General features: G+C 38.8%; 8 protein-coding genes. 5 read left to right on the plus strand and 3 right to left on the minus strand.

The genetic code is table 11. The features are described from left to right. Positions 1 to 94 precede the first annotated feature (94 nt). The 3 genes from JM79_RS03415 to JM79_RS03425 all read left to right on the plus strand — a co-directional run bounded on the left by JM79_RS03415 (position 95) and on the right by JM79_RS03425 (position 2,797). Entirely contained in the window at positions 95 to 1,207 is a 1,113-nt protein-coding gene (locus JM79_RS03415) for an adenylate kinase (RefSeq protein ID WP_141876815.1), read from the plus strand. A gap of 3 nt (positions 1,208 to 1,210) precedes the next feature. After that, the gene (obgE, locus tag JM79_RS03420; protein ID WP_141876816.1) at positions 1,211 to 2,206 is read left to right on the plus strand and encodes a GTPase ObgE; all 996 of its coding nucleotides are present in this window, start codon (positions 1,211 to 1,213) and stop codon (positions 2,204 to 2,206) included. A gap of 69 nt (positions 2,207 to 2,275) precedes the next feature. Continuing rightward, on the plus strand, positions 2,276 to 2,797 hold the full coding sequence (locus JM79_RS03425; RefSeq protein ID WP_141876817.1) for a DUF4136 domain-containing protein: 522 nt from the start codon (positions 2,276 to 2,278) through the stop codon (positions 2,795 to 2,797). Positions 2,798 to 2,882: 85 nt separating this feature from the next. On the opposite strand, the gene JM79_RS03430 is transcribed toward JM79_RS03425, so the two are convergent. From JM79_RS03430 to JM79_RS03440, 3 genes are read right to left on the minus strand one after another with little or no spacing between them, the layout of a single operon-like run. Continuing rightward, positions 2,883 to 4,577, minus strand: a complete 1,695-nt coding sequence (locus tag JM79_RS03430; protein WP_185739459.1) for an OmpA family protein — start codon at positions 4,575 to 4,577, stop codon at positions 2,883 to 2,885. Positions 4,578 to 4,589: 12 nt separating this feature from the next. Then, positions 4,590 to 5,522 (minus strand): type IX secretion system membrane protein PorP/SprF, encoded by a 933-nt coding sequence (locus JM79_RS03435; protein WP_141876818.1) that lies wholly within the window; start codon positions 5,520 to 5,522, stop codon positions 4,590 to 4,592. 22 nt (positions 5,523 to 5,544) lie between these two features. Further along, positions 5,545 to 11,139 carry a gliding motility-associated C-terminal domain-containing protein gene (locus JM79_RS03440; RefSeq protein WP_141876819.1) on the minus strand — a complete coding sequence of 1,865 codons (5,595 nt, stop codon included), beginning with the start codon at positions 11,137 to 11,139 and terminating at the stop codon, positions 5,545 to 5,547. 213 nt (positions 11,140 to 11,352) lie between these two features. Between JM79_RS03440 and JM79_RS03445 the strand changes: the two genes are divergently transcribed. Together JM79_RS03445 and JM79_RS03450 are read left to right on the plus strand one after the other, a co-directional pair. Further along, positions 11,353 to 12,189 carry a hypothetical protein gene (locus JM79_RS03445; RefSeq protein WP_141876820.1) on the plus strand — a complete coding sequence of 279 codons (837 nt, stop codon included), beginning with the start codon at positions 11,353 to 11,355 and terminating at the stop codon, positions 12,187 to 12,189. 44 nt (positions 12,190 to 12,233) lie between these two features. After that, entirely contained in the window at positions 12,234 to 13,586 is a 1,353-nt protein-coding gene (locus tag JM79_RS03450; protein ID WP_141876821.1) for a Mur ligase family protein, read from the plus strand. The last annotated feature ends 21 nt before the right edge of the window (positions 13,587 to 13,607 follow it).

Genomic DNA, 13,607 nt, shown 5'->3' on the forward strand with positions numbered 1-13,607 from the left:
GTTATTCCTGATTCCTGCCATATTTATTCAGCAAGAATTCGGGAAGGCGGGCTTGTATAGATTCCTTATCTTTGCCACTTAAAATTGCTGAATTTTGATAAAGCTACACGATCTGGAATTCGAACCTTTTATCTCTGAGGATGAAATTACGAAAGCCATCGATACTATTGCTAAACGATTGAATGACGAATATGCAGGTAGAAAACCGGTATTCATAGGGATCCTGAATGGCTCTTTTATGTTCGCTTCCGAAGTGATCAAACGATTTGAGAGTGACTGCGAAATTAGTTTCGTAAAAATGGGTTCTTATGAAGGCACCAAAACTACCGGAGAAGTTAAAACCTTATTAGGTTTAGGACAGGAACTTGCAGGTAGGGAAGTTGTTCTTCTGGAAGATATTGTAGATACCGGTAACACGCTCGTTGAGGTTGATAGAATTTTAACTGAGGCTGGTGTAGCTAATTACCAGGTGGCAACACTTTTCTTTAAACCTTCAGCTTATAAAAAAGATGTTCCGGTACAAATTATCGGGATGGAGATACCTAATAAATTTATTGTCGGTTACGGTCTTGACTACGACGGTCTGGGCAGGAACCTAACTCAAGTATATAAACGCAAAGAAAGCAAAATGACAAATCTAGTGCTGTTTGGCCCTCCGGGTGCAGGCAAGGGAACTCAGGCAACCATTTTAAAGGAAAAGTACGATCTTATACATATTTCTACGGGAGATGTATTCAGGTATAATATCAAGAATCAAACTGAACTTGGGCTCAGCGCAAAATCGTTTATTGATAAGGGACAACTGGTTCCAGATGAGGTTACCATCAATATGCTGAATGCCGAAGTTGAAAAAAATGAAGGTGCTAACGGATTTATTTTTGATGGATTTCCAAGAACTGAAGCCCAGGCTGAAGCACTAAGCGAATCTTTGGAAGCGAAAGGAACTGAAGTAAATGCCATGATCGCTCTGGAAGTAGAAGATGAGATCCTTGTTGACAGATTGCTGGAAAGAGGTAAAACTTCAGGTAGAGCAGATGATGCTGATGAGCGTGTTATTCGCAATCGGATCAAGGTTTATTATGCTGAAACTGCCATTTTAAAGAATTTCTACCAGAAACAAAATAAGTATTACGGAGTTAATGGTGAAGGTAGTATAGAAGAGATCACTACTCGACTGAGTTCTGTGATCGATGATTTAATGAAATAAGATATGACTGAAGGGAATTTTGTTGATTACGTAAAGATCCATGTTTTCTCCGGAAAAGGAGGGAAGGGATCTGCGCACCTGCATAGGGAGAAATATATAACCAAAGGAGGTCCCGATGGTGGTGATGGTGGTCGTGGTGGCCATGTAATCGTAAAAGGGAATGAGAACCTCTGGACATTATTCCATCTTAAATTTAAACGGCACGTAAAAGCTGAGCATGGCGGCAATGGGAGTAAACAGAGAAGTTCAGGTGCTCAGGGTACAGATGAATACATCGATGTGCCATTAGGTACTGTGATTAGGGATACTGAAACTAACGAGATCATCAAGGAAATTACTGAAGATGGTCAGGAATTTATAATTGCTGAAGGTGGTAAAGGAGGACTGGGAAACTGGCATTTTAAAAGTTCAACGAACCAGACTCCAAGATATGCTCAACCAGGAATTGATGGTCAGCAGGTGGATATCACTCTGGAACTAAAAGTTCTTGCAGATGTTGGTCTGGTAGGTTTTCCTAATGCTGGAAAATCCACTTTACTTTCAGTAATTACTGCTGCAAAACCAAAGATCGCCAATTATGAATTTACCACTCTAAAACCAAATTTAGGGATCGTCCAGTATCGAGATTTTCAAACTTTCGTGGTTGCAGATATTCCTGGGATCATCGAGGGAGCAGCAGAAGGTAGAGGTCTTGGACATCGATTCTTAAGACATATCGAACGTAACTCAACGCTGCTATTTCTAATTCCTTCAGATGCGAAAGATATTAAAGAGCAGTACGATATTCTTGTTGATGAGCTTAGACGATACAATCCCGAATTAATGGATAAGGACAGGTTGATCGCAATTTCCAAAAGTGATCTTTTAGATGAGGAGCTTAAGGCAGAAATGAAATCACAACTTGATAAAGAACTTGATTTTCCATACCTGTTTATCTCTTCCGTAGCTCAAAAAGGACTCCAGGAGCTTAAGGATAAATTATGGCAAATGCTTAATTAAGCTTGTTTAATTCCTGTTAAACAGGTGTTTGCTCCGGCTGGTTTTGGCTATTTTTAGAAAAAACCGGTTATGAAGATTCTTAAAATATCTACATTATTATTATTTATGACTGCCTGTAATACACCACAGGCAGTCTACGATTACGATCAAACGGTTCAGTTCGATCAATATAATTCCTATTCAATTTATTCAGATTTACAAACAGGACTCAATCAACTTGATCAGGGCAGGCTATTGAATGCCTTAAATTCTAAGATGCAGGAAAAAGGCTTCAGTAGATCTGAGACAGCCGGACTTCAGGTAAACGTATATACACAGGAGTACGAAAGAGATAATCGTAGCAGAGTTGGTCTTGGCCTTGGTGGAGGTGGAGGTAACGTGGGAGTTGGAGTGAGCGGAGGTATTCCTATTGGTAAAATGGATACCTATATGGAGCTAACATTCGATTTTGTAGATATAGAGAAAGATGCATTGGTCTGGCAGGCGGTAGTAGAAAGTAGTTTTGATGCAAATGCTGATCCAGAAAAACGTCAAAAGACTTTTGATAAAATAATTGAGAAAGCTTTAGAAGGATATCCGCCTAAGAAATAGTCAGCTTAAATTATTTAAATAAAAAAACCCCATGCAATTGCACGGGGTTTTCCATTTTGATTGGTTAGTTAGTACAAGGTTGAACCTAGTTCTCGTTGTCTTCAATCATATCATCATCCATAGAATCTTCAGAACCGTCTTCTGTCATTGACTGACTTTCAGAGTTTCTGTTTGATACTACAAATGCACTTCTTCTGTTCTTAGCATATTCTGCATTAGTACATCCGGTTGGTTGAGTACAGTCATTTACTGGACGTGTTTCACCATAACCTTCAGAAGTTAGTCTGCTTCTGTCAATTCCCTTCTTAACAAGGTAGTCGACTGTAGAAGTTGCTCTTCTCTTAGATAATGCCATGTTGTAGCTATCAGGCCCTCTAGCATCTGCATGAGACTCAACTTTTACTTTGATATTTGGATAATCATTCATATAAGTTACTACTGAATCCAGAACAACTTCAGACTCTTTCTTGATCGTTGCTTTGTCAAAATCGAAGTAGATTTTGCTTCCATCGATCGGAATAAGATCCTGACCACTTGTTGGGTCAACTTCAGTAGGAGCTTCAACGATCTCATTCTCTTCACGTGTGAATTGATAAAGATTATCTGTTCCTCTTCTGTTTGAAGCAAAGTATCCAGTTTCATCACTCTCTTTCACAACATATGCGAAGTCATCGTTACCACTGTTTATAGAAGATCCAAGGTTTTCTACTTCACTGAAGTCACCTTCAGTTCTGTAGATATCAAGGTTACCAAATCCCTGGTGTCCATCTGAAGTGAAGTATAAAACATCATTTTCGCTAATGAAAGGGAATTGCTCTCTATTGGCAGTGTTAACTCCAGCTCCAAGATTTTGAGGAGTTCCAAAGGTTCCATCTTCATTGATGTCTACCATGTAGATATCGAAAGATCCACTTCCACCAGGCATGTCGCTGGCAAAGTATAACTTCGTTCCATCTACGTTTAGGCTTGGGTGTTCTACTGAATAATCTTCACTACTAAAAGGAAGTTTTTCAACATTGGTCCACTCACCATCTACCATTTCAGCACGGTAAATGCTAATGTGAGCTACACGAACATCATTCTCATTTTTCACACGATCTTCATTCGTTCTGTCGAAATAGATAGTGTTTCCATCCTGGCTGAATGTTGCTGAACTCTCATGCTCATCTGTATTGATAACATCTGAGAAAAGAACAATATCCTTCATCTCACCTTCATCATCCATTTGCGCACTGTAAAGATCCAATGCAGGCATTTTATTCCATGGATAGATAGGACGTTCCTGATTTCTTGTTGAGGCAAAAGCCACTCTGTCACCATAGAATCCAATTCCGAAATCTGATGATGAAGCATTGTTCATGATCTGATCGTACTTGAATTTATGTGGAACTACAGTATCAAGAGTATTCTTGAATTCTTCATGATTCCATTCATTTCCAGATAACTCATTCATTAGCTCATCGGCTTTTACATAATTACCCTGAGCCATCAATGCGTGAGCATATCGGAATTGATACTCCGGTGTAACAGCACCGGAATGTCTTAAAAATAACATCTCATATACTTCAGCTGCGTTCTGCATCTGGTTTGTATAGAAGTAAGAGTCTCCAAGATTCTGAAGGATCTCCTGAGATTTCTCATTTACGTTTTCATAAGTATCAGCTGCATCGATATAAGCTGCATTGGCGAAAAACTTGTTTCCATCCCTAATGTCAGACTTTTGACCGAAAGCTGTAATGCTCACGAATAAAATTAAAAGTGTACTATATATATTTTTCATCTTAGTCTGGTTTTAGAAGAATCTTGGTGATTTGTCATATCCTTTCTTAAGTCCGAATAGGTCCAGATCGAATAATAGCATGATCTCATGAGAACCATCGTCGCTCAGGTCATAAGTTGGGTAATCATATGCATACCCAATTCTTATTCCTGGTGTAACCTGAAAGTTTACCAAGCCTGTAACGGACTTATCGAATCTATAACCAACACCTGCTTCAAATCTGTCATATAACAATGCATTCGCATTTACGTCTACAGATAGTGGTGATCCTTCAACCCCTCTAACCATAGTAGAAGGCTTTAGTTTAAAGTTTTCAGTAATGTCAAACACATAACCACCGGTAAGGTAGTAATGGATCTCTTCTGAACCTTTATCTCTTAGTAACTGGCTGTCATCAAGATGATCTGCCGTTAATAAGTTAGGTGCAGAAACACCTAAGTAGTGCTTGTCCCCAAACCAGAAAGCTCCAACTCCAAATACAGGAAATACTTCGCTGATGTTTTGGAATGCTGCATCACCTGGATCATTTAAACGTAAGCCTGCAAGGTTTGCATCGAATGTTGTTAGACCTGCCTTTGCACCGAACGATAACTTTGTATTATCACCAGTTGGGATCACGTATGCGAAATCTGCAGTAATGTTATTTGTTTTCTCAACATCACCAATTTCGTCATGAACTACAGTTAGTCCAAGTTCAACGCGCTCGCTTACCGGAGTGTGGGCAAAGAAGTTGAGGGTGCGCGGTGCACCATCAACATCTGTCCATTGCATTCTGTAAATCGCACCCAGGTTTAACATGCCTGGATCGTCTGTCGCATATGCAGGATTCACTACACTCATGTTGTACATGTATTGAGTGAAGAGCGGATCTTGCTGGGCCATACCCTTTATAGAGAAAAGGATAATGCCTGCGAATAATAAATATTTTGTGATTATTTTTTTCATCTCTTGTTCTTGTTTATCCTAATTATCTACTTAAGTATACTTTTCCTCTTCTTGGCTCAGTGCTACCATCTTTGAAGTCCAGGTAATAGAAGTAAACTCCTACTGGTAACAAACCGTCACCGAATGAACCTTGATTGCTGGTACCATCCCAGTTTGGAGTATTTGCATTCCCCTTGTAAACTGAGTCACCCCATCTGTTGTAGATCTCAATAGTATAGTTAGGATAGAAATCTTCGATATATCTAATCTCGAAATCATCGTTTAATTGATCACCGTTTGGTGAAATACCTTCTGGTATGAAGAAATCACATTCCAGGCTAACGTTCACAGCAAGTCTTTGTGAGCTATCACAATCTGATGCCGGGTCGTATAGCGAAGCGAAATATGTCACTCCATCCTGAAGTGCTGTTCCAGTACTTAATGGATCAGTACTATCTGCACTTGCATACCAGGTTACATTTGAAGTCTGGTCTATTGCATCATTCAGATCTGCGATCGTTGGATCGTCGAACTGGCAGAAAGTTTGATTTGCATCTTCGATCGTTGGAGTTCCAGGATCTGTAATGCTTACTTCGAACGTTGTAGCTGCAGATTCACAACCTGCATCTCCTCGTTGAGTTACATAATAAGTTCCTTCAGTTAAAGGAGCATCATCAGCAACCATCATTGTAAGATCAGCATCAGTATAGAAAGTCAAATCTTCACTACCTGCTATTAGATCTGCACCAGTTGGATCAAGGATAGCACAGAAAGTTGCATCACCAACTACCGGAGCGTCTCCTACTTCCTGAACAGTAATTGTAAACTCAGCAGTATCATCTCCACAATCATTGATTGCAGCTACAGTATAAGTTACAGTGTAAGTTCCTGCATCAAAAGCTGAAGGATCCATCATTCCATCTGTAACAACAGTACCATCTTCAAGAGTGAACTCACCATCTGTATCAGCATCAACTGATAAGAAATCAAACAGATTCTGTACACCATCGTTTTGACAAACTGCAATGTCCATATCCATTCCTGCAAACGCAGCGTCCTGTACAGTAATTGTAAAGGTTGCAGATGCTTCGCCAGTTGTACATGGAGAATCTTCAGTAAGAGTATATGTAATTTCGAAATCACCTTCACCCATCATAGTAGGACTAAATGTTCCGTCTTCAAATCCTTCAAACGTTCCATTTAGGTTTGCACCCTCAGGCAAATAAGAGAATAAATCTACATCTTCAGCATTTCTACAGATTGGAGCAGGGTTTTCGATCGTTCCTATTTCAGCAGGAATTTCGTCAACTACGTTAATTACAAGTTCAACAGAATCTTCACAGCCTCCGTTTCCTACGGTATAAGTAGTAGCAAAAGTTCCTATTTGATTTTCTAAATAAGCCTGGCGAATATCTTCAATACTTGGATTGAAAGTACCATCTGTTGGAACTCCTTCAGAAAGAATGTTTAAGAAGTAATTACGGACTTCAACTATTGTCGGGGTTGAATCCAATCCAACCGAACATACCGTTGCACTCACATCTTCACCTGCATCGAAAGTTTCAGAAGTCACATTGATTATAAAGTCAACAGAAGCGCTTCCTTCAATACAATCTGCATCATCAGAACTAACATTGTAAGTGAACACATATTCACCATCTTCTACAATTGTAGCATCGAAAATGTTTCCTTCAAATTCTTCTCCATTCAGTACAAATGTACCACCCAGAGTACTATCCTGAGATAATGCGTCGTTTAGGTTATAAGAATTTTCGCTTGTACAAAGATTGATAGAGTCATTTGCAGCTTCTGCAATAGCTATACCTGGTTCAACAATCGTGATACTAAAAGTTGTTGAGCTTTCAGTGCCTTCAATTACGCAAGGTGCTGTATCTGTTACAGAGTAAGTTATTAAATAATCACCGGCCTCCATTGAAGCGTCGAACATATTGTTTTCTACTCCTTCTCCGGAGAATGTTCCACCTACTGAAGAATCAGCAGTAAGGAAATCTGCCAGGTTAATCATAACTGAATCTGAACATACTGTTTGATCAGCGATGTCACCTGCATTGGCTGCTTGTGGCTCATTTACTGTAATAGTAAATGTAGCAGTGTCTGAAGTTCCATCAGTTACACAAGGTGCTGCATCTGTTACAGAGTAAGTTATTAAATAGTCACCAGCCTCTATTGAAGCGTCGAACATATTGTTTTCTACTCCTTCTCCGGAGAATGTTCCACCTGATGAAGAATCAGCAGCAAGAAAATCTGCCAGGTTAATCATACCTGAATCTGAACATACTGTTTGATCAGCGATGTCACCTGCATTGGCTGCTTGTGGCTCGTTTACTGTAATAGTAAATGTAGTAGTATCTGAAGTTCCATCAGTTACACAATTTGCAGAATCATCTACGGTGTATGTGATAACATAACCATTATCATTAGGTCCAACAGAGCTATCGAACATCCCGTCAACAACATTATCTCCACTGAAAGTCCCACCTGATGAAGAATCAGCAGTAAGGAAATCTGCCAGGTTAATCATACCTGAATCTGAACATACTGTTTGATCAGCGATGTCACCTGCATTTGCAGGACCTTCTTCCTGAACAATTACAGAAACAGTTACAGATCCCTGACATTCACCACTAGCAACAGTATATATTCTAGTGAAGGTGTCAATTGGATTGTTGTTGTATTGGGCTAGAATATCTTCCGCAGAGGTTTCAAAAGTACCTCCTGAAGGCAATTCAGCAACTAGACTCATGTAGAATTGATCAATTGTTCTTGGATCTAAATCATCAGGTACTTCTGAATCGCATAATATAGTAGTAATATCATTTCCAAAATCGAAGTCAGAAGTTACATCTATGGTAAAGTTAGCTGTAGCGTTTCCTTCGATACAGTCTGCATCTTCCGAACTTACGGTATAAGTAAACGAATACACACCATCTTCCACAGTAGAAGCATCGAAAATGTTTCCTTCAAATTCTTCCCCATTCAAAAAGAATGTTCCACCTAAAGTGCTATTTTCCGATAACGCTGCGTTTAGATTAAAAAAAGTTTCGCTAGAACAAACATTAATTATATCATCATTTGCTTCAGCAATGGCTTGACCTGGTTCAACAACCGTGATGGCCAACTCAACTGAATCACCGCATCCTTCAGTCCCAATAGTATAAGTCGTACTGAAAGTTTGGAAATTATCTGAGTTATAGTCAGCAATCAATTCTTCTATAGAAGGATTGAAAGTTCCATTTTGAGGAACACCTGCTTCAAGTAAGTCAAAATACAGATTTTCAACGTCAGTTGGTATATTGTTTACCAAACCTGGGATGTCTGCATTACATAGAGTGTTATCAGTATTATCTGATCCAGCATCTACAAGATCACCATCAATAATAGTAATTGCAAAATTAGATACATCGGACCCACAATTGTCGGTGTCATTTCCAACGGTATATTGACCTTCTATTGTAATACTAGAATCGCGATTTGGATTCGTATAAAATGCAAATAAAGATGCGCCAATCTGATCAAAATCATTTCCAAGATTGCTTTCTATCGTTCCACCAGTTTCACCATTGAAATCAAATCTTCCAAATAGAGCTGGAATTATATTTTCAGGATTCTGAATGTTAGGTAGTACGATATCTTCTAATTCACTTAGACAAAGTGTTCCAGAAATATCCTGACCTGCATTACGGCCTTGAATAACTTCTATAGTAAAAGTGGTTTCCATTGAACCAGAAACACAATCTAACGAATCATCAACAGTATAGGTTATTGTAACGTTTCCTGGTGCTACTATTGAAGGATCAAAAGAATTGTTTGATACTCCCTCGCCTGAGAAAGTTCCGCCAGCAGTTGCATTAGAATCATTGTTATTCAGTAAAGTAAGATCAATTGATTCTTCATTCGAGCAAACATTCTGAATATTATCAAAACTACCTGCGTTAGCATTCTCACCTTCAATAACTGTTCGGCTTAGCTCAATAGATTCTGAGCAACCATTATCAATATTGGCGATAAAGGTAGCAGTAAATGTATCGATGTTATTTTGATTGTATTGATCGATCACGGCTTGAATAGCTCCCGCCTCGAATTGGCCTGAAGGAACATTGCCTCCAAAATTTTCTAAAAATAAGTCTTCAATATCTTCTGGGATTGCATTAACTAATGCAGGAATATCATCATTGCATAAAGGTGCAAGCTCAACTAAGTCAAAATCTGCTCCTTCAAAAACTGTTACTTCCAGATTTGCAGAATCCTCACAGCTTGTTCCGTCACCTACTGTATAAGTAATATTGAAAGTAACTTCTTCAGAAGTATTATTCAAGTCATCGGCAATATCTGAAGGTAGAGGAGAAAACTCACCGTCTTGATCAGCATCATCACTAAGAAGTCCTAACAGGTAAGTTTCAACTTGAGCGGGAGTAATATTATTCCCAAGGTCAGATCTACATAACGTATTCCCAAGACTATTATCACCTGCTTCGAATGTTTCAAAAACAGTCAATTCAATTTCTACTGTATCTACGCAACCTTCTTCAGTAGTAAAAGTTGCTAGTGTGGTAAAAGTTTGAAAAGGATTGCCGCTATAGGCAGTCACTATACTTTGTATAGATGGACTAAAGCTTACATTTGAAGGTAAATCTCTACCAGCAACTAAGCTTAAAAAGACTGCAGTAGGAGACTGGCTCTCTAAACGAGTTTGTAAATCATCCTGGCATATTGATTCCGAAACAGCTGGTCCAGCTTCAAAATTCGCAAGTTTTACAACCACTCTCGCTCTCTGACTCATTCTAGTTTCACAAGGAGGGAATGGGTCATTTCTATCATTTACAATTTGAGTAGCGAAATAGTCTTCACCATCAATCAATTCTACATCATCAGCTAAAGGTGAATTGGAATTCATACTTCTATACCATCTAATAGTTTGAGTATTAGGTTCCGTTCCAGATGCAACTAGGTCTGCAACCGTAGCACCTTCACAAAGTGTTTGAGTAGCTTCGGCGCTAGGCGTTGGAGCTTCCGTAGGACTGTACCCTACTGCAGCTCTAGTCGAAGGACAATTTCCAGCAACAGAACTTACTTGACCTACAAAGTAACTCTGTCCGGGAGTTAATTCTTGTGAGTCTGGTAATGGCGTAGTTCCAAATTCCTCTTCATATACTTCCAGCTGATAGTCTGTATCTGCTATGAATTCATCCTCAAGATCTCCTGCTGTAAAATTAGAAGAGATACAAGGTGATAAGGAAAAATCATCTCTACCGGGAAAAATTGTATTTTCAGGAGTTGGAGCAGCATTTACAGTAACACTTACTGCAACTCTCTCACAATCTTCTGTTGTGCTTCCAACAAAATAAGTGACACCATTCGTTAAAAGTTCATCTCCATCAATAGGGTCTGTGTCATTTGCGGTGTCAGCTGTTTCAAAAATAGCAGTGTTTGTTCCGCTTCTTTGGATGTCATCTACGGTTTCTAGGTAACAGAATGATTGTTGGTTTCCGGCAGTATTGCTGTCTTCGTCCGTTACGGTAGCGCAGACTTGTCCATAGGAGGACAGAGTTCCAAAAATTAAGGATAAAGCAAAGAGGTAAAAAACTTTCCCCTTAAACCTTAAGGTAAAATTTTGCATAGGCTAGGTGTTAATTATTAAATAAATTCGGTTAAAATAAAGTTGCACAAATATTAAAATAATTTTTAATATGCACAGTTAATTTAAGAAACATCTTAACGTTTGGCTCGTGATTTGCTATTTATTGCATCTCAGGTGTTTATACCTTATAAATTTACTAATATTTTCTATATGTTAACAAAAAACAGGATTACGCTTTTTTTAGTTATGCTAATGATGGCAATTACCTACGCTCAGTCCGATATTTCCACAGCAGAAAAGTTACTGAACTCTGGAGATGATCAGGCGGCTGAAACCTTGCTTCTTCAACATGATTCTGAACTTAAAGCGATTGAATTACTTGGTGATATTTATAGCTTCAGAAAAAATTGGGATATGGCGATCTCTAAGTATGAGCAACTTGTAAAAGCGAAACCAAACGATAGTAATTATAATTTCAAATTAGGCGGAGCAATGGGGATGAAAGCCTATTATGGATCAAAATTTCAGGCAGCTATGCTTATTGGTGATGTTAAAAAACATCTTTTGAAAGCTGCTGAGCTGGATCCAAATCACTCTGAATCAAGGCGTGCGCTGGTAGAACTATACATGCAGATTCCAGGATTTGTAGGAGGAAGCCAGACAATTGCTGAGAGTTATGCTTCAGAATTACATCGAATTAATGAGTTGGATGGTCTTTTAGCAGACGCTTACATCTATAAATTCCTGGACTACCAAAAGCTTGCGGAGACTAAATACGAAGCGGCAATTAAACTCTCACGAAGAAAACCGGAGTTGATCACCAGAAACTATTTGAATTATGAACTTGCTGAAGTTTCGGCAATTTATTCGATCGAACTGGATCATGGCCAAAGTCTTATCAAACGTTATATTAAAAACTACGGTTATAAAGACATAAAAGATCCATCATGGGCTTACTATAGATGGGCTCAGATAGAGAGATTAAATCAAAATCAGGATGTCGCTTTGAGCTATATAAAGAAGTCTTTGGAGATTGCACCTAACTTCGATAAAGCGCTCATCGAAAAGCAGAAAATTCAGAGAATGTAATATTCAGCCCTCATATTACATTTATATTTGTACAAATCTTTTCCATGAACATACATTTTATAGCCATCGGTGGTAGTGCAATGCATAGTCTTGCGATCGCACTTCAGCGAAAAGGGTATCATATTACTGGCAGTGATGACGCTATCTTTGAACCTTCCAGATCGCGTCTCGAAAAGGAAAATATACTTCCGCAGAAAATGGGATGGGATGTCGGTAGAATAACCGCAAACCTGGATGCTGTAATCTTAGGAATGCACGCAAGAGAAGATAATCCAGAGTTAATGAAGGCGAAGGAGTTGGGTATTAAAATATATAGTTATCCAGAATTTATTTTCGAACAATCAAAGAATAAGACCCGGGTAGTTATAGGTGGCTCACATGGTAAAACTAGTATTACTTCAATGATTCTTCATGTTATGAATTATCATGACAGGGATATTGACTATATGGTGGGTGCAACTCTAGAAGGTCTGGACAATCCTGTTCATTTGACCCAGGAGAATGATTTTATTGTTATTGAAGGAGATGAATATTTAAGTTCTGCCATCGATAGACGCCCGAAATTTCATCTTTATCATCCAAATATCGCCTTGCTGAGTGGTATTGCATGGGATCATATCAATGTATTCCCAACGTTTGAGAACTATGTAGAGCAATTTAAAATCTTTATCAATTCTATCGTTAACGGGGGAATACTGGTTTACAACGAAGAAGATCAAACGGTAAAGGAACTTGCAGAGACTACGGAAAATCCCATTAGAAAGCATGCATATCATACGCCAGATTATCACACAGAAGATAATACTACGATACTGGATGCCCCGGAAGGTGAATTACCGCTGGAGATATTTGGTAAGCACAATATGAATAATCTTGCGGGATCAAAATGGATTTGCCAGCATATGGGTATTGATGAAGATGACTTTTACGAGGCTATAGCTACCTTTAAAGGAGCGTCGAAAAGACTGGAGAAAGTTGCCGAAACTTCCAATGGAGTTATTTTTAAGGATTTCGCACATAGTCCATCCAAGGTTGCTGCTACCACTGCCGCAGTTAAGGAGCAGTATCCAAACAGAAAATTGATTGCCTGCCTTGAGTTACATACTTATTCCAGCTTAAATGCAGACTTTTTGAAGGAATATAAAAATACGCTGGAAAAGGCAGATGAAGCACTGGTATTTTATTCTCCTGATGCGGTTGCGATAAAAAAACTAGCTGATGTTTCTGAAGATCAGATTGAACAAGCATTTCAAAAGCAAGGCTTGAAAATATATACAAATCCTGAAAATTTTGAGGCTGACCTGAAGAATTTAGGTTTTAATAACTCTGTATTGCTAATGATGAGCAGTGGTAATTACGGCGGTTTGGATATGGAATCTCTAAAAGAACTTATCTAATGCTGCTATTAGCTCATATTG

It is taken from the genome of Gramella sp. Hel_I_59 (genome assembly GCF_006714895.1).
GTDB lineage: Bacteria > Bacteroidota > Bacteroidia > Flavobacteriales > Flavobacteriaceae > Christiangramia.